At 63.7% G+C, this 17,287-nt stretch carries 18 protein-coding genes and 4 tRNA genes; 12 read left to right on the top strand and 10 right to left on the bottom strand.

Features of this window, described 5'->3' with window-relative positions; translation table 11 throughout:
- Window positions 1-97: 97 nt before the first annotated feature.
- Window positions 98-487: a DUF2946 domain-containing protein gene (locus WS66_RS24785; RefSeq protein WP_059598974.1), complete on the bottom strand. Its 390-nt coding sequence runs from the start codon at window positions 485-487 to the stop codon at window positions 98-100.
- 197 nt (window positions 488-684) lie between these two features.
- Here WS66_RS24785 and WS66_RS34155 point away from each other — a divergent pair, with 197 nt between their 5' ends.
- Together WS66_RS34155 and WS66_RS24790 are read left to right on the top strand one after the other, a co-directional pair.
- Entirely contained in the window at window positions 685-831 is a 147-nt protein-coding gene (locus WS66_RS34155; RefSeq protein ID WP_009690993.1) for a hypothetical protein, read from the top strand.
- 220 nt (window positions 832-1,051) lie between these two features.
- Window positions 1,052-1,645 carry a chorismate mutase gene (locus tag WS66_RS24790; protein WP_059598973.1) on the top strand — a complete coding sequence of 198 codons (594 nt, stop codon included), beginning with the start codon at window positions 1,052-1,054 and terminating at the stop codon, window positions 1,643-1,645.
- Between the two features lie 36 nt (window positions 1,646-1,681).
- Here the strand turns inward: WS66_RS24790 and WS66_RS24795 are convergent, their stop codons facing one another.
- Window positions 1,682-2,809: an exonuclease domain-containing protein gene (locus WS66_RS24795; protein ID WP_059598972.1), complete on the bottom strand. Its 1,128-nt coding sequence runs from the start codon at window positions 2,807-2,809 to the stop codon at window positions 1,682-1,684.
- Window positions 2,810-2,970: 161 nt separating this feature from the next.
- The gene (locus WS66_RS24800) at window positions 2,971-3,174 is read right to left on the bottom strand and encodes a cold-shock protein (RefSeq protein WP_006476615.1); all 204 of its coding nucleotides are present in this window, start codon (window positions 3,172-3,174) and stop codon (window positions 2,971-2,973) included.
- Window positions 3,175-3,567: 393 nt separating this feature from the next.
- Between WS66_RS24800 and WS66_RS24805 the strand changes: the two genes are divergently transcribed.
- Both WS66_RS24805 and WS66_RS24810 read left to right on the top strand, forming a co-directional pair.
- Complete coding sequence (locus WS66_RS24805) at window positions 3,568-3,831, top strand: hypothetical protein (protein ID WP_059598971.1); 264 nt, start codon at window positions 3,568-3,570, stop codon at window positions 3,829-3,831.
- A 506-nt stretch (window positions 3,832-4,337) separates the two neighbouring features.
- Window positions 4,338-5,480: a porin gene (locus tag WS66_RS24810; RefSeq protein WP_059598970.1), complete on the top strand. Its 1,143-nt coding sequence runs from the start codon at window positions 4,338-4,340 to the stop codon at window positions 5,478-5,480.
- A 104-nt stretch (window positions 5,481-5,584) separates the two neighbouring features.
- On the opposite strand, the gene greB is transcribed toward WS66_RS24810, so the two are convergent.
- Complete coding sequence (greB, locus tag WS66_RS24815) at window positions 5,585-6,148, bottom strand: transcription elongation factor GreB (protein ID WP_059530120.1); 564 nt, start codon at window positions 6,146-6,148, stop codon at window positions 5,585-5,587.
- 130 nt (window positions 6,149-6,278) lie between these two features.
- Here greB and WS66_RS24820 point away from each other — a divergent pair.
- From WS66_RS24820 to WS66_RS24830, 3 genes are all read left to right on the top strand, one after another.
- Window positions 6,279-6,355, top strand: a tRNA-Arg gene (locus WS66_RS24820).
- A 67-nt stretch (window positions 6,356-6,422) separates the two neighbouring features.
- Window positions 6,423-6,499: transfer RNA gene (locus WS66_RS24825), tRNA-Arg, on the top strand.
- 61 nt (window positions 6,500-6,560) lie between these two features.
- A tRNA-Arg gene (locus WS66_RS24830) sits at window positions 6,561-6,637 on the top strand.
- Between the two features lie 175 nt (window positions 6,638-6,812).
- Here the strand turns inward: WS66_RS24830 and WS66_RS24835 are convergent.
- The 4 genes from WS66_RS24835 to WS66_RS24850 form a co-directional block, all read right to left on the bottom strand.
- Entirely contained in the window at window positions 6,813-9,179 is a 2,367-nt protein-coding gene (locus tag WS66_RS24835; RefSeq protein WP_059598969.1) for a RelA/SpoT family protein, read from the bottom strand.
- Window positions 9,180-9,242: 63 nt separating this feature from the next.
- A complete protein-coding gene (gene rpoZ, locus WS66_RS24840) occupies window positions 9,243-9,446 on the bottom strand; it encodes a DNA-directed RNA polymerase subunit omega (RefSeq protein WP_006025620.1) in 204 nt (67 codons plus the stop codon).
- A gap of 58 nt (window positions 9,447-9,504) precedes the next feature.
- Window positions 9,505-10,188, bottom strand: coding sequence for a guanylate kinase (gene gmk / locus WS66_RS24845; protein WP_059598968.1), 684 nt, complete (start codon window positions 10,186-10,188; stop codon window positions 9,505-9,507).
- A gap of 6 nt (window positions 10,189-10,194) precedes the next feature.
- On the bottom strand, window positions 10,195-11,118 hold the full coding sequence (locus WS66_RS24850) for a YicC/YloC family endoribonuclease (protein WP_059598967.1): 924 nt from the start codon (window positions 11,116-11,118) through the stop codon (window positions 10,195-10,197).
- Window positions 11,119-11,293: 175 nt separating this feature from the next.
- On the opposite strand from WS66_RS24850, the gene rph reads away from it, so the two are divergent.
- The 5 genes from rph (at window position 11,294) to WS66_RS24875 (ending at window position 14,990) form a co-directional block, all read left to right on the top strand.
- Entirely contained in the window at window positions 11,294-12,034 is a 741-nt protein-coding gene (gene rph / locus WS66_RS24855; RefSeq protein WP_059530129.1) for a ribonuclease PH, read from the top strand.
- Complete coding sequence (gene rdgB / locus WS66_RS24860; RefSeq protein WP_059598966.1) at window positions 12,027-12,656, top strand: RdgB/HAM1 family non-canonical purine NTP pyrophosphatase; 630 nt, start codon at window positions 12,027-12,029, stop codon at window positions 12,654-12,656. The genes rph and rdgB overlap by 8 nt, the downstream gene beginning before the upstream one ends.
- Window positions 12,657-12,690: 34 nt before the next feature.
- On the top strand, window positions 12,691-13,905 hold the full coding sequence (hemW, locus tag WS66_RS24865) for a radical SAM family heme chaperone HemW (RefSeq protein ID WP_059598965.1): 1,215 nt from the start codon (window positions 12,691-12,693) through the stop codon (window positions 13,903-13,905).
- Window positions 13,906-13,947: 42 nt separating this feature from the next.
- Window positions 13,948-14,035, top strand: a tRNA-Ser gene (locus WS66_RS24870).
- A 139-nt stretch (window positions 14,036-14,174) separates the two neighbouring features.
- Complete coding sequence (locus WS66_RS24875) at window positions 14,175-14,990, top strand: tyrosine-type recombinase/integrase (protein ID WP_236872949.1); 816 nt, start codon at window positions 14,175-14,177, stop codon at window positions 14,988-14,990.
- Window positions 14,991-15,413: 423 nt separating this feature from the next.
- On the opposite strand, the gene WS66_RS24880 is transcribed toward WS66_RS24875, so the two are convergent.
- Window positions 15,414-16,534, bottom strand: a protein-coding gene (locus WS66_RS24880; protein WP_108064606.1) for an IS3-like element IS407 family transposase whose coding sequence is annotated in 2 segments (ribosomal slippage) — window positions 15,414-16,276 and window positions 16,276-16,534 — 1,122 coding nt in all. Because the reading frame shifts where the segments join, the coding sequence is not laid out codon by codon here.
- A gap of 495 nt (window positions 16,535-17,029) precedes the next feature.
- The gene (locus WS66_RS24885) at window positions 17,030-17,281 is read right to left on the bottom strand and encodes a PAAR domain-containing protein (RefSeq protein WP_059602359.1); all 252 of its coding nucleotides are present in this window, start codon (window positions 17,279-17,281) and stop codon (window positions 17,030-17,032) included.
- Between the last annotated feature and the right edge of the window lie 6 nt (window positions 17,282-17,287).

Raw genomic sequence — 17,287 nt, forward strand, 5'->3', positions numbered from 1 at the left:
CGCCGTGCGCGAGCCGACGCGCCGCGCGCACATGGCGCGGCGCGCGGACCGGGCCGCGGGCGGCACGCGCGCCTCCTGAGCGCGCGGACGATATCAATCAGATCAGGACGTTTTCAGGCGGACCGCGCGGCTGCGCGAGACGGATGCCCTTGCGCGGAAAAACGGGAACGGCCGGGGCGGCCGCCCGGTACGCGAATGCGCGCACGAAGCCCGGCAATGCAGGCAGGCTCGTGCCGAGCGCCACGTTCGCCGCGAAGCCGGGACAGTACACGCAGTGCGGCACGCCGGCATGGTCCAACGGCGTTGTGCCGCGGTCGTCGCCCGACTGCGCGAGGGCGATGTGGCGCACGCCTGCCGCACTGCACAATTCGAGCGTGAGCTCGCCGGAACCGCTCGATGCGAGACGCGCGTAGCCGATGACGGGCGACAGTACGTTCAGTACGAGCGCCAACCATACGAGGCCGATCCATCGCGTCGTTCGTTTCATCGCGGTCCAGGAAAAAGAGCGCGCAAGTATAACAAGCGGCCCGATCGTTGCCGACGTGCGAGGTGCAATAGTCGGCATCGCACAGTGCGCGGCTGCGCATGTGCCGTTAATACAACAGAGACAAAATCTAACGATTCGCCACTGGCATAAATCCAAGCGCGAGGTTGATAATTATTGAACCTGCTGGAGAAATGACCATGGACGAAAGACCAACCCGCATGCCCCCGCCCGAGCAAGTGATGAGCCCGGATCCGGAACCCGTCGGCGTGGAATTCCTCGCCGAGTTGCCCGAGCATGTCCGGGCATTCTTCGACGAGCAGCACAAGCTGTACTCGCCGAAGTGAACCTACGTTCCGTTCTGTAACCGCCACGTGTCGATCGATATCGTGCGGTTCATCGCTGCGTTTTCGGCGCAGATCGCTTCGCACCCGGGCTGCAATGGCCTGACGGTGCCGGATCAGCGCGTCCGCTGATTCTTCTGTCGCGTCGTTCCGCCGCGCGACTGTCTTCGTCTATTCTTCTGGTTTTCCACCTCCGGCCAGCCCGGTCCTCCCGATCGTTCCGATGAAACAAGCCATTCGTGCCAGCGTCGCTGTCGCCGCGCTCGGCGTCGCCTTTTTTACGTCACCGCACGTCGCACGCGCGGACGGCGACGACACCGCGCTCACCAATCTCGTCGCGCTCGCATCGCAGCGGCTCGCACTTGCCGAACCCGTCGCGCGATGGAAATGGGCGAACCACAAGGCGATCGAGGACCGGCCGCGCGAAGCGGCCCTGCTCGCATCGGTGGAGAAGCGTGCCGCACAGTCCGGCGTGGATCCGGCGTTCGCGCGCACGTTCTTCGAGGATCAGATCGCCGCGAGCAAGGACGTGCAGAACGCGCTCTTTGCAACGTGGCGCGCGACGCGGCCGCCGGAAGGCTCGCCGCCCGACCTCGCGACCAGCACGCGGCCGGCGCTCGACCAGCTCACGCAAAAGATGCTGGCCGGCCTCGCGCAAGTCGCACCGCTGCGCGACGCGCCCGATTGCCAGGCGCGGCTCGCACGCAGCATCGCGAACTGGAAGACGCTGACGCGCTACGACCGCACCCAGACGCAGGCACTCGGCATCGCGCTGTCGCACGTCTGCTCGGCCGGCGGCGCCAGCGCGATCGGCTGATGACGCGCGGCCATGGCGCGCCGCAGCCGGCGGTGCTCAGTCGGCAGGCGTGAGCGCCGCTATCGGAATCAGTTGCAGGCCGCGCGCGAGATGCGTCTGCAGCAGGCGATGGGTATGCGGCTCGACTGCACCGTCCGCGCCATCGGCCACGAGCCGCGCCGCCGCATCGAGCGATTCGGCCACACCGAGGTAGCGCCAGCCGTCGATCACATGAAACAGGCGGCGCTCGCCGCTCGCCTCGAACGCGACCGGGCCGTCGAACGGCCAGGGCACATTGCCGGCACGGGCGCTTTCGGCCGCGGGACGCCGGTTGTATGACGGACGCAGACGAGCGATCCACTGCGCTTCCGCAAGCATTGCGCCGAGTTCGTTGCCGGTCTCCCGCCATTCGACACGCCGCACCTGCTGCGCAATCCGCATTTCCTTCGACGAACGCCGCTCGCCGGTCAGCAGCGCGCGCAAGCGCTGCCGCACGCGCACGCTGCGGCCAACGTACAGCGCTTCGTCGCCCTCCCCGAACAACGCGTACGCGCCGCATCCGGCCGGCGCGGTATCGAGCCACGCTTCGGTCATGCCGCCCGCGAGACGGAAGTGGCGCGTTGTGCGCGCAATCTGGTCGCGCAGACGCTCGAGCGGCACGATCTCGTGCAATTGCCGCCAGAACTGCCAAAGGAGATCGGCATCCGCGAGCGCCCGGTGGCGGGCGGCGGGAACGAGGCCATGCCGCTCGATCAGCGCATCGAGTCCGTGTCGCGCCTCCCGCGGAAACAGCGCGCGCGACAACCGCACCGTGCACAGCACGTCCGGATTGAATGCAAAGCCGGCGCGCTCGAATTCGGCACGCAGGAAACCCCGGTCGAAGCTCGCGTTGTGCGCGACGAACAGCTTGCCGTCGAGCCGCTCGAACAGCACGGGCGCGAGCGACGCGAACGACGGCGCGTCACGCACCATCTCATCGGAAATGCCCGTCAGTTGCTGGATGAACGGCGGAATCGATTGCCCCGGATTGACCAGCGTCGTCCATGTCGATACGCCCAGCGGGCCGATTTCGACCACGCCGATTTCAGTGATACGGTGCTCGGCGGACGAACCACCGGTGGTTTCGAGATCGACGAAGACGAGCGGCTGTTCGCAGGCGGGATCGGACGGACGGAAATCGGACATGAAAAGGCGGGAGAGACAATGCTTCCGTGAGTATGCACCGGCAGGCGTGTTCGCGACCAGTCCGAAGCGGATTCGATTCGCCGGTCACGGGTTTTCGTGCCCCAAAAAGCAAAAAGCCCCCGCGATGCGGGGGCCGGACGTGATCGGCAATGCGTGGCGCGTCAGACCGCCTGGATATTCGCTGCCTGCTTGCCTTTCGGCCCGACTTTCACATCGAAGGAAACGCGCTGGTTTTCCTTCAGCGTTTTGAAGCCGTCCATCCGGATTTCGGAAAAGTGCGCAAACAGATCTTCGCCACCATTGTCGGACGTAATAAAGCCGAAACCTTTAGCATCGTTAAACCATTTTACGATACCGGTATCCATACCTTCGTTCCCCACTCGATTAGATCAAAAAAGCTACTGTTTATAGCCGCTTCCCGAAATCCCGCAACGGCGCGCCGACACTCACCCCCAGCGCTCCGCCCGGGGACGGAGTGCTGACTTTATAAATTGGACAATCCGGGTGCGTCAAGGGAATTTTTGGCGCCTTCTTTATCAAAAGAACGTCAATACCACTGGAATCGGTACACCATCGTCTTTTATTAATTGATCCGCATCAAAAACCTGTCAATATTACCTGGATCGAATCACCGATAATCAAAAACATGAAAAACCTACCGGGGACAAATCGGGCCGGTAAAATCATCGGGTTTTTTCCGGATTGCCAAGAGCGAAGGACGTCGCGATGCTGGTGCAAGGCATTGGAAGGAGAAGGTCATGTGGCTGGACGGAATCAAACGCCTTGCGAGCCGGCTCGCACGCGCACGCCGCAAGTCCCGCGCGCTGGCCGAGTCTCGTGAAACGCCATGCGATACCGAGTTCGACCCGACCTGGCACGGCGATCATTGGCAGAACCTGCTGGCTTCACCGCTGGACGCCCGTCACTACGTGATGGAAGACTGGACGTACACGCCGCCGCAGGCCGAGCCCGACGACACGCAGCCGACCGGCAAGCGCAAGCGACGCTCGTACAAGCAATAGGGGTCCGGGAGACGGGCAAAAAAAAGCGCGACTGGGAAGTCGCGCCGACAAAGGTTTGGAGATCTTTTCCGTCAACGAAAAAGTCTGCTTCGGAAAGCAGAGATCGCAGTATAGCGAGAGAACATCCTTTCATTATCCATGCTACACACAAACCTCTATTGCCGATGTGTCAATAATCGCGCTAGGTCTGCCCCGCCCGCCACTGATTGCCTGTCGCGATCGCGCAACGCCCACGACACCCGTTATGCAGTCCTGAGCACCTTCTCCGCCTGCTGCGCTGCCGCAAAGTCTTGATGGCCGGGGCTCCCGGCGCATACACTTATTCTTGCGGGATTCAAAATACAGTATTGCCAGAAGCAATTTCCTTTTGCACCCGGACCCATCCTTACACTGCAAATGGATTTCCGACGAAGGCGCCGCGCTCAACGCGCACGGCGTCGCCGACACGCGACGCCGCCGATGCCCGCAGCAGGTTCGATCGACATCATCCTGTTTGGAGACAGATCATGAAAAAGCCCCTGATCGTCGCCGCATTGACCGGCGTGTGTGCCACTGCCGCCCATGCGCAAAGCAGCGTCACGCTGTACGGCCTGATCGATGCAGGCATCACCTATACGAACAACCAGGGTGGTCACAGCGCGTGGCAGGAGACCAGCGGCTCGATCAACGGCAGCCGCTGGGGCCTGCGCGGCACCGAGGATCTCGGAGGCGGACTGAAAGCGATCTTCACCTTGGAAAACGGCTTCGGCATCAACAACGGTTCGCTCAAGCAGAACGGCCGCGAATTCGGCCGCCAGGCTTTCGTCGGCCTCGCGCACCAAAGCTACGGCTCGCTCACGCTCGGCCGCCAGTACGACAGCGTCGTCGATTTCCTCGGCCCGCTGTCGCTGACCGGCACCCAATACGGCGGCACGCAGTTCGCGCACCCATTCGACAACGACAATCTGAACAACTCGTTCCGGATCAACAACTCGGTCAAGTATCAGAGTGCCAATTACGGCGGCCTGAAGTTCGGCGCGCTGTATGGCTTCTCGAATTCCAGCGATTTCTCGAACAACCGCGCATACAGCGTGGGCGCGTCGTACAGCTATCTGGGCTTCAACGTCGCGGCCGCGTACATGCAGCTCAACAACAACATCAACGCGTTGTCGCTCGCAGCCAGCGACCCCGGCGCGGTGGCCGGCGACTGGACGTTCGCCGCCAGCCGTCAACGCACCTGGGGCGCGGGCCTCAACTACACGTTCGGACCCGCGACGGCCGGCTTCGTGTTCACGCAGACGCGCCTGACCGATTCGGCCAGGATCAGCGCCGGCCAGTCCGGCGTGTCGGGCGGCATCCCGCTCACCGGCGGCACGCGCTTCAACAATTACGAAGTGAATGGCCGCTACGCGCTGACACCGGCATTCTCGCTCGCGGGTTCGTACACGTACACCGACGGCCGCCTCGACGGCCAGACGCCCAGCTGGCATCAGTTCAACCTGCAGGCCGACTATGCGTTGTCGAAGCGCACCGACCTGTATCTGCAGGGCGAGTACCAGCGGGTCAATGCGGACGGCCTGGCTGTGGGCGCGAACATCAACGGGCTCGGCACCGCGTCGTCGACCAACAAGCAGATCGCGGTCACGGCCGGCATGCGCCACCGCTTCTGAGCAATGCGATCGGTCCCCGCCCGGCAAGGACCGTCATGACGAAGCGCCCCACCCGGGGCGCTCGTTGTTTCAGCGCTGCGCTGTGCGAATGCACCGCTCCCCGCTCACGCGCTGCCCGGTGCCGGATAGCGAACGTCGAGCACGTCGATCGGCTGGGGACCAGCCGGCGTCATCAGCGTGACGGTGTCGCCGATCTTCGCCTTGATGAGGGCTCGCGCGACCGGCGAAATCCAGCTGACACAGCCGCGATCGAGATCGACCTCGTCGATCCCGACGATCGTGACGGTGTGATCCTCGCCGTCCGGCGTCGCGTAATCGACGGTCGCGCCGAAGAACACCTGGTCGACATTCTCCTGCCGGCTCGCGTCGACGACTTCGGCGAGATCGAGCCGCTTCGTCAGGAAGCGGATCCGGCGGTCGATCTCGCGCAACCGCCGCTTGCCGTAGATGTAGTCGCCGTTCTCCGATCGATCGCCGTTCGACGCGGCCCACGACACCAACCGCACGACTTCGGGGCGCTCGACGTCGATCAGGTTCAGGAGTTCGTCCCTGAGCCGCTTGTGGCCGGCCGGGGTGATGTAGTTCTTCGTGCCCGCCGGAATCGCGGGTTGACTCGGGTCGAGATCGTCGTCGTCGCCGTCCGACTCTTTGACAAACGCCTTGTTCATGATGCAGATTCAACACTTGGATGACTGATGCATCAAGGGTACACGAACGCGGCCGCCCAGGATCGGGTGACATTTTTTGCGAATAAGGCTTCCCTTTTTATACAACCCTGCTATACTTCCGCTTCTGCGTGCGGCTGTAGCTCAGTTGGATAGAGTACTTGGCTACGAACCAAGGGGTCGTGGGTTCGAATCCTGCCAGCCGCGCCACCTTTTTCGAGGGCCTTCCAAACCGAAGGCCCTTTCAGTTCGGTGTTGTAGCGTTTTGTTTTTGCGTGCGGCTGTAGCTCAGTTGGATAGAGTACTTGGCTACGAACCAAGGGGTCGTGGGTTCGAATCCTGCCAGCCGCGCCACCTTTTTGGGGGCCTTCCCATCGCAGAAGGTTCCGACAGTTGAAGTAGTACCGCTTTGCGTGCGGCTGTAGCTCAGTTGGATAGAGTACTTGGCTACGAACCAAGGGGTCGTGGGTTCGAATCCTGCCAGCCGCGCCACCTCAGAAGGGCCTTCCTCCGGGAAGGCCCTTTTTTCTTTTCCGCCCCCCTCTTTTGTTCGGCCACCGCCCGCTCGAGTCGGGTTGCCACTTCATGACAGCGCCCGACGCGCTGCACACATGAAAACGGCGGTCCGTGGCCGCCGTCGCATCCCGCCGCAAACCACCGCGCGACGTCAGTAATCCTGCCGCTCGCGCTCGATGCGCATGCCGCCGTCGTGACGCGCATGCACGCTGTCGTCGGTCGAGCGCTCGCGCATGATCCGCATCACGTCCGGATTGGTCCGCACGCGCCGCATCACGTTCGCGAGATGCACGCGATCGCTGACCTGGATCACGAACCGCAGCACCGTCGATTCGTGCGTCAGATCCTCGTCCATCGCGATGTGAACGATGTTCGCGTCGGCCGACGTGATGTCCGCCGCCACGCGCGCGAAGATGCCCTTCGTATTCTTCACGAGCGCCTTCACCGCGACGTCGAACAGACGACCCGGCTGCGGCGCCCACTCGACGTCGATCCAGCGGCCCGGATCGCGACGATGGATGCGCTGCGCGACCCTGCAATCGGTCGTATGAATCGCCATCCCGAGGCCGATGCCGATATAGCCCATGATCGCATCGCCCGGAATCGGCCGGCAACACGCCGACAGTTGCACGGACATCCCTTCGGTGCCGGTGATCACGACCGGCGGCGCATTGTGCGCGGGATGCCGCTCGGACTTCGGCAGATCGTCGTCCGCATCGCGGCCGGTCATCAGCACCTCGATGCGCTTGGCCATCACCGCGGCAACGCGGCGGCCGAGGCCGATGTCCGCGAAGATTTCCTGGCGACTCTTGTTGCCCGTCCACTGAACGAGCTTCTCCCACACCTCCGGCGTTACATCGGCGAGCGCGAGCCCGTAACCCTTCAGGCTCTGATCGACGAGCCGCTCGCCGAGCTGCACCGACTCGTTCAGGCGCATCGTCTTCAGGTAGTGACGAATCGCCGAACGCGCCTTGCCGGTGCGCACGAAACCGAGCCACGCGGGGTTCGGCTTCGAATACGGCGCGGTGATGACCTCGACGATGTCGCCGCTCTTCAGCTCGGTGCGCAGCGGCAGCAACTCGTTGTTGATCTTCACGGCCACGCACTGGTTGCCGAGATCGCTGTGGATCGAATACGCGAAATCGAGCGCCGTCGCGCCGCGCGGCAACGCCATGATCTTCGACTTCGGCGTGAACACGTAGACCGCATCCGGGAACAGGTCGATCTTCACGTGCTCGAGGAATTCGCTCGAATCGCCGGCTTCGCTCTGGATGTCGAGCAGCGACTTCAGCCACTGATGCGCGCGCTTCTGCACGTCGTTCAGATCCGCGCCGCCGTTCTTGTACAGCCAGTGCGCTGCCACGCCGGCCTCGGCGATCTCGTGCATCTTGCGCGTGCGCACCTGGAACTCGATCGGCGCGCCGAACGGGCCGACGAGCGTCGTGTGCAGCGACTGATAGCCGTTGATCTTCGGGATCGCGATGTAGTCCTTGAACTTGCCGGGCACGGGCTTGTACAACGCGTGCAACGCACCGATGCACGTGTAGCAGTCGAGCGGACTCTCGACGACGACGCGAAAGCCGTATACGTCGAGCACCTGCGAGAACGACAGCTGCTTGTCGCGCATCTTGCGATAGATGCTGTAGATCGTCTTCTCGCGGCCGGTGATCTCCGCGTCGAGCTTCGCGTCGCTCATCGCGCGCTGAGCAGCCTCGAGGATCTTGCTGATCACTTCGCGGCGGTTGCCGCGCGCGGCCTTCACGGCCTTCTCGAGCGTCGCGTAGCGATGCGGGTTGAAGTTCGCGAAGCTCATGTCCTGCAGCTCGCGATACGTGTTGTTCAACCCGAGGCGGTGCGCGATCGGCGCGTAGATGTCGAGCGTCTCGCGTGCGACGCGCCGGCGCTTTTCCATCGGCACCGCGCCGAGCGTGCGCATGTTGTGCAGACGGTCGGCGAGCTTGACGAGGATGACCCGCACGTCACGCGCCATCGCGAGCAGCATCTTGCGGAAGTTTTCCGCCTGCGCTTCCTCGCGGCTGCGGAACTCCATCTTGTCGAGCTTGGACAGGCCGTCGACCAGTTCGGCGACCTTCGGGCCGAACCGTTCGGCCAGCTCGCTCTTGGTCACGCCCTGGTCTTCCATCACGTCGTGCAGGAGCGCGGCCATCACGGCTTGCGCGTCGAGCTTCCAGCCGGCACAGATTTCCGCGACGGCGACGGGATGGGTGATGTAGGGTTCGCCGCTCTGGCGATATTGACCGAGGTGGGCTTCGTCACTGAAGTGGAACGCCGCCTTGACCTCTTTGATTTCTTCCGGAGGGAGATACTCGGCAAGCGCGGCCGTCAGTTTCGCGATCGAAACGACGCCGTGCTTGCGCGGCTGCTCCGGCGTGGCGGTCGGCCCGAACAGATGCCGGAAGGACTGTTCGAGGACCGCGTCAATGTACTGGCGCGCAGGCGACTGGGCCGTGGCTTCGGTGGTCGAATCCGCGGAGGCGGACGATGGGGTGGTGCTCATATTCGCCTCCAGGTCGAGTCGTTGCGCGCGTGGACTACATGGCTGGAACGGGCCGGATGCGCGTTACACCGGCACCTTCTTCAGCATCTCGACGCCGACCTGGCCGGCAGCGATCTCGCGCAGCGCGACGACGGTCGGCTTGTCGCGGCTCTCGATCTTCGGCGTATGGCCTTGCGCGAGCTGCCGCGCGCGGTAAGTGGCGGCGAGCGCCAGTTCGAAGCGGTTGGGGATTTGCTTCAGGCAGTCTTCGACGGTAATGCGAGCCATGTTGGTAATTCCTTCTGAATATAGTCCCTATTCTACCTTATGTCCCTCTACCCCCGCGTCATTCCGCGTGGGGCAAATGGATGCCGAGCTCGATGAACAGCTCGGTATGTCGCGCGTACTGCGAAGCAAAGCGCAGGCGCGTCGCCGCGACGATGCATTCGAGCTCGGCCAGTGCACGATCGAAATTTTCGTTGATCACGACGTATTCCGCTTCCGACGCGTGCGCCATCTCGCTGCCCGCGGCGAGCAGGCGTCGCGTGATCACGTTCGGCTCGTCCTGGCCGCGCTTCTTCAGACGTTCCTCGAGCGCGTCGAGCGACGGCGGCAGAATGAAGATGCCGACCGCGTTGCGGAACTGCTTCTTCACCTGCTGCGCGCCCTGCCAGTCGATCTCGAGCAGCACGTCGTGGCCGCTCATCATCTGCTCCTCGATCCAGACGCGCGACGTACCGTAGTAGTTGCCGTGCACTTCCGCGCTTTCGAGGAATTCGTGCGCGGCGTGGCGCGCGCGGAAATCCTCGACGGTCGTGAAGTGGTAGTGCTGGCCGTCCTGCTCGCCCGGGCGCGGCTTGCGCGTCGTGTACGAAATCGACAGGCAGATGTCGCTGTCCTTCGACAGCAGCGCGTTCACGAGCGTCGACTTGCCGGCGCCCGACGGCGCGATGACCATGAACAGGTTGCCGGGATAGACGCCGCCGTGCAGCGCATGCGACGCGTGGCCGTCGTGAGTGGGATGGGTCATGTTGCGTTACTCCAGGTTTTGCACTTGCTCACGCATCTGCTCGATCAACAGCTTGAGCGCCATCGATGCGTCGGCCAGTTCCTTCGCCGCCGCCTTCGAGCCGAGCGTGTTTGCTTCTCGATTCAGTTCCTGCATCATGAAGTCGAGACGCTTGCCGACGCGGCCGCCCTTCTCGATCACGTGACGCGTTTCGTTCAGGTGCGCGGTGAGTCGCGACAGCTCTTCCGCGATGTCGATCCGGATGCCGTACATCGTCACTTCCTGACGAATGCGTTCCGCGGCTTCCTCGCGCGTGACGATCGGCGCGCTGCCTTCGGGCGCCGCGATGCCAAGCGCCTCCTGCAGCCGCTCGACGATCTTCTGCTGATGCTTCGCGATCAGCTCCGGCACGAGCGGCGTGATGCGCGCGACGATCGCCTCCATCTCGGTGACGTTCGACAGCAGCATCGTCGCCAGCTGCGCGCCTTCGCGCGAACGCACGACGACGAGTTCACCGATCGCTTCCTTGCCGCACGCGAGCACCGCGTCGCGGATCGCTTCCGCCGACACGCCGCTCTCGGCGAGCACGCCTGGCCAGCGCAGGATCTCGCCCGCACGCAGGCGACCGACACCCGGGAACGAATCGAGCACCGAGCGCTCGAGCTCGGCAAGCTGGCCGAGCGCCGTCTGGTTCAGCGCACCGGCACCGATGCTCTGCTCACCGCGCTGCAGGTTGATGCGCACGTCGACCTTGCCGCGCGACAGCTTGTTCATCAGCATTTCGCGCAGCGCGGGCTCGCACGCGCGCACGTCGTCCGGCATGCGGAAATTCAGGTCGAGGAAGCGCGAGTTCACGGTGCGCAGTTCGACCGACACGCTGGTGCCGCCGTTGCCGGTGGCCGTCGCGAGTTCGCGCGTCGCGCTCGCGTAGCCCGTCATGCTGTAGATCATGGTTCGTCTCGCCGTCTGGGTGCCCTTCTCGGGCGGGAATATGTCGAGGCGCCCGGCGCATTGCAAGGCGCGGGGCGGGAAGCGCGCATTATCCCATTTTTGCGCCCCACCCCGCCGGGCAAGGCAGCCGTTCGGCGCTAAAATCGGGGTTTCCTCTTCCGTCCACGATTCCCCCATGACGTCTTCCCTGTCCCGCCCGAGCGGCCGCCGCGCCGACGAACTGCGCAAGGTCGCCCTCACGCGCCATTACACGAAACACGCCGAAGGCTCGGTACTCGTCGAATTCGGCGATACCAAGGTGATCTGCACCGCGAGCGTCGCCGAACGCGTGCCCGAATTCCTGCGCGATCGCGGCCAGGGCTGGCTGACGGCGGAATACGGGATGCTGCCGCGCGCGACGCACACGCGCAGCGACCGTGAAGCCGCGCGCGGCAAGCAGACGGGCCGTACGCAGGAAATTCAGCGCCTGATCGGCCGCGCGCTGCGCGCGGTGTTCGATCTCGAAGCGCTCGGCCCGCGCACGATCCACATCGACTGCGACGTGATCCAGGCCGACGGCGGCACGCGCACGGCCAGCATCACCGGCGCCTTCGTCGCCGCGCACGACGCCGTGTCGAAGCTGATCGCGGCCGGCAAGCTCGCGCGCTCGCCGATCACCGACCACGTCGCCGCGATCTCGGTCGGCGTGTACGAAGGCGCACCCGTGCTCGACCTCGACTACGCGGAAGATTCGCGCTGCGACACCGACATGAACGTCGTGATGACGGGCGCCGGCGGCTTCGTCGAAGTCCAGGGCACCGCCGAAGGCGTGCCGTTCTCGCGCGCCGAGATGAACGCGCTGCTCGACCTCGCGCAAAGCGGGATCGGCCAGCTCGTGCAGTTGCAGAAGGACGTGCTGGGCGCCGGCCATGTCTGACGATCGCACCCTCGCGCCGCTGTCGCGCATCGTGCTCGCGTCGAACAACGCCGGCAAGCTGCGCGAGTTCACCGCGCTGTTTTCGACGGTCGGCATCGAGATCGTGCCGCAGGGCGACCTGGCCGTGCCGGAGGCGGACGAGCCGTTCGGCACGTTCATCGAGAACGCGCTGACGAAAGCACGGCACGCGTCGCGGCTCACCGGCCTACCGGCGATCGCCGACGATTCGGGCCTGTGCGTGCGCGCGCTGCGCGGCGCACCGGGCGTCTATTCCGCACGCTACGCGCAGCGCGCGGGCGGCGACAAGGGCGACGCGGCGAACAATGCGTACCTCGTCGAGCAGCTGCGCGGCGTCGCCGACCGGCGCGCATACTATTGCTGCGTGCTCGCGCTGGTGCGCCACGCGGACGATCCCGAGCCGCTGTTCGCCGAAGGTCGCTGGGAAGGCGAGATCGTCGACACGCCGCGCGGCGAGCACGGATTCGGCTACGACCCGTATTTCCACCTGCCGTCGCTCGGCGCGACGGCGGCCGAACTCGAGCCGGCCGTGAAGAACACGCACAGCCATCGCGCGCTCGCGCTGAAGGCACTGCTCGCGCGGCTCGCGGAGGAACCGGCATGATCGTCTTCGTCACGCATTCGCAACCGGAGGCCGCATGAGCCAAGCGGCGGAAACCGGCGCGCGCGTCGTCGCGGCCTTCACGTCGCCCGGGCAGGTACGGCTCACGTCGCTGCCGCCGCTCGCGCTGTACGTGCATTTTCCGTGGTGCGTGCGCAAGTGCCCGTACTGCGATTTCAACTCGCACGAGTGGAAGGGCGAGCGGTTTCCGGAAACCGAGTACCTCGACGCGCTGCGCGCCGATCTCGAACAGGCGCTGCCGCTCGTCTGGGGCCGGCAGGTGCATACGGTGTTCATCGGCGGCGGCACGCCGAGCCTGCTGTCCGCGGCCGGCCTCGACCGGCTGCTGTCCGACGTGCGCGCGCTGCTGCCGCTCGATGCCGACGCCGAGATCACGCTCGAGGCGAACCCGGGCACGTTCGAGGCCGCGAAGTTCGCGCAGTTTCGCGCGAGCGGCGTGAACCGCCTGTCCGTCGGCATCCAGAGCTTCAACGAAGGCCATCTGAAAGCGCTCGGCCGCATTCACGACACTGCGCAGGCACGCGCGGCCGTCGAGATCGCCGCGAAGACGTTCGACAACTTCAACCTCGACCTGATGTTCGCGCTGCCGAACCAGACGCTCGACGAATGCCGGGCCGACATCGAGACCGCGCTGTCGTTCGCGCCGCCGCATCTGTCGCTGTATCACCTGACGCTCGAACCGAACACGCTGTTCGCGAAGTTTCCGCCCGTGGTGCCCGACGACGACGCGTCGGCCGACATGCAGGAATGGATCCACGCGCGCACGGCCGAGGCCGGTTACGGCCGCTACGAAGTGTCCGCTTACGCGCAGCCGAATCATCAGTGCAAGCACAACCTGAACTACTGGCGCTTCGGCGACTATCTCGGGATCGGCGCGGGCGCGCACACGAAGCTGTCGTTCCCGAACCGGATCCTGCGGCAGGCACGCTACAAGCATCCGGCTACCTTCATCGAACAGGCGATGGCCGGCACGCCGGTGCAGGAAGAACGTGAAGTCGGTGCGCGCGACCTGCCGTTCGAGTTCATGCTGAACACGCTGCGGCTCGTCGAGGGCTTCCCCGTGCACAGCTTCGTCGAACGCACGGGTTTGCCGATCGGCACGATCGAGCAGGCACTCAAGGATGCGGAGCAGCGCGGACTCATCACGCGCGATTTTGCGCAGATCGCGCCGACGCCGCTTGGTCAACGGTTCCTCAACGACCTGCAGGAATTGTTCCTGCGCGACGATTGAGGCGGAACGAGGCGGCATTTCGGTTACAATGCCGCCTCGTGTGGAAGCGTGGCCGAGCGGTTTAAGGCACCGGTCTTGAAAACCGGCGACGGGAAACTGTCCGTGAGTTCGAATCTCACCGCTTCCGCCACGACAACCTCCCACCTAGTTCTGCAACACTCCCCAAGCCCAATACCAGCAAGGCTTCTCCGCCAGCGCGAGGTTCCACGAAGTACCGTAAAATTCCCAGTCATCCCATTATTTTCTGGGTACTTTTTCGACTCCCCTTCATGCCTGAATGCATCCTGCGCGACATGCAATGCCGCTCGGCGAAACCACGCGAGCGCGTTTATCGATTGAGTGATGGCGGCGGCCTGGCCCTCCTTGTGAAGCCCAACGGACTGAAGTACTGGCAGTTCCGTTACATGAAGCCAGGTGGTCGCGAAGGACTTGTTCAGATCGGTCCATATCCACGAGTTTCGCTGGAAGCAGCTCGCGCGGCGCGCAACGAACACCGCGCGGTTGTCCTGAGCGGCGATGATCCTGCAACGCTCCGCAAGCAAGAAAAGGCGCGTCGCAAGGTAGATGCCGCCCGCTCGCTCACGTTCAAACAATGCGCCTCGGCCTTCATAGAAGCCCGCAGCGCCGAATGGGTGAATCCCAAACATACGCAGCAGTGGACCAACACCCTCACCACCTACGCCTATCCCATCATTGGAGGCTTGCGTCCCTGCGACATCGATACCGATCTCGTTCGACGCGTGCTAGAACCCATTTGGTTGAGCAAGAACGAAACAGCGTCACGCTTACGCGGACGTATTGAGAACGTGTTGGATTGGGCCAAGGTTCGCGGGCTTCGCGACGGCGAGAATCCAGCCCGATGGAGCGGTCACCTTGATCAACTACTCGCCGCGCCTGCCAAAGTTCAAAAGCCTAAGCATCACACGGCTCTGCCCTATACGGAGATTGGAGCATTCATCGCTGAGTTGCGGACGATGGTTGGTACCGCCGCGAAGGCGCTTGAATTCACGATTTTTACGGCAACGCGCACTGGCGAAGTTATCGGTGCGTATCCGAATGAACTCGAAATGCTTGCTCAAACGTGAACAGTTCCGGCCGACCGGATGAAGGCCAAACGCCCGCACCGAGTTCCCCTATCGTCGTCAGCAATCGCGCTCATTAAATCACTGCCTCAGGTAATCGGCGGTCCATTATTCGAAGGCGCACGGGAACGCCGGCCAATGTCCAACATGGCGATGCTTAAACTACTTGAACGAATGGGACACGAAACGCTAACAGTGCATGGCTTCCGATCGACATTTCGCGATTGGGCAGCGGAGTGCACGCCATTCCCAAATGAGGTGGTCGAAATGGCACTCGCGCATACTATTCGCGACAAAACAGAAAGTGCGTACCGCCGTGGCGACCTATTCGAGAAGCGACGACTTCTCATGCAAGCGTGGGCGGACTACATCGAGCAACTGACCTGCCCCCTTCAATAGGGCCAATGGGCTTCTAGCAAAGTCCTGTTAAACCAGCTCCTGGAAAGCGGCAGGAGCATCCGCGGTTGCCCGGTGTTTCGCCGCAAACTCTGACGGCGCAAGGTAGTTCAGTGCGCTGTGCGGCCTTTGCTCGTTGTAGTCCTGACGCCATGCCGCGATGACAGCCCGAGCGTGCGCGAGCGTCGTGAACCAGTGCTCGTTAAGGCATTCGTCGCGGAACTTGCCGTTGAACGATTCGATGTACGCATTTTGCGTTGGCTTGCCCGCCTGAATCAACTTCAGCGTGACGCCGTTCGCATATGCCCACTGGTCAAGCGCGCGGCTCGTGAATTCGGGTCCCTGGTCTGTTCGCACCGCCTTGGGATAGCCACGGAAGCGAGCTGCACGGTCCAATGCCCGAGCGACATACAAGCCTGAGATGCCATGGTCGACGACGATGTCGACAGCCTCTTTCGTGAAGTCGTCGACGACGGTCAGGCACTTCACGCGACGGCCGTTGGAAAGCGCATCCATCACGAAATCGATTGACCACACCTCGTTGGGCGCGCCCGGCAATGCCAGTTGCTCGCGCTCAATCATGACGCCATGGCGCTTGCGACGGCGCCGCACAGCCAGCCCTGCCTCACGGTACAGGCGATAGATGCGCTTGTGATTGGCGTGCGTGCCTTCGCGCTCCACCAGGGCGTGCAGTCGACGGTAGCCGAATCGACGACGTTCGTGTGCCAATTCCACCAGACGCGCCGCTAGCAGCTCATTCTCGTGGTCTGGCTTCGCGTCGTAATGCAGCACGCTGCGAGAAAGCCCGACAAGCCGGCAGGCGCGGCGCTCGGAGATATTGACCTTCTCCCGAATCGCCGACACTGCTTCGCGTTTGGCTTGCGGGCTCAGGGCTTTCCCTTGACGACGACCTTCAACGCTTCCATATCGAGCATTGCTTCGGCCAGCAGCTTCTTCAGCCGGGCATTCTCCACCTCGAGGTCCTTGAGCCGGCGGGCTTCCGAGACTTCCATGCCGCCGAACTTCGCGCGCCAGGTGTAGAACGACGCGTCACTGAACCCGTACTTCCTGCACAGTTCCTTGACCGCCATACCGGCTTCGGCTTCCTTCAGAAACCCGATGATTTGCTGTTCCGTAAAGCGCTTCTTCATGTCCGTCTTCTTCTCCGAAAACGAACTTTACTAGACTCCGGCTGGCCCTGTTTGTAGGGGGCAGGTCACAACAAGCCCGGGCTGTGGATAACCTTGGAGCCCGGGCGGCCTGACTCAATTCCATTTCCAGCATCCGTGCGCGCGGGCCCGGAAAGGCACTGAGCCCTCAGGCCACCCGGAAACGCGCGACCCAACCCCACAAGGCACCCGCGACCGGCAGCGAGGCCGTGGCGGGCCTCCTGACGCGCCGAAGGGGCATTCTCGGGCCAGCCCCCACTCAACGATGCCGCCTGCGCCCCGGCGCGCGCAGTTGTGACCCCGCCCCACCTGCTCGTAAAAATGAGCGGCTTTTATGCGCGTATGCACTGGGCGCTCAGCGCCGCCCAGTGCGGGCCGCGCGGCGATCAGCGAGGCGATTCCTCTATGCACTTTTATGCGCCTTGGTTATGCAGTCTCGGCGTTTCGCGATCTCGGACGACCTGTTCCGGTGGTCGCTTAGGTGAGGCTCGAGATCAGATGACAGCCGCACGTGGCTCGATGGCCGTGCCGAGCGATCGGGATGCCGCCGTCCGTCATCGACGGGTCACCTTCCTCGATGACGTTGGGTGACACATCGGGGTGCTGCGGGCACGACACGCGATCACCCTTGCGCGCGACGAAGCGGCCGTCGAAGCGCATCGTCGTGGAGCCCGTTTCGACCTTGCCGCCGTGGTCGGTATCGTCGCCGACGCGGACTAAATTCATCATATCGAT

It is taken from the genome of Burkholderia sp. LA-2-3-30-S1-D2 (genome assembly GCF_001523915.2).
GTDB classification, from domain to species: domain Bacteria; phylum Pseudomonadota; class Gammaproteobacteria; order Burkholderiales; family Burkholderiaceae; genus Burkholderia; species Burkholderia diffusa.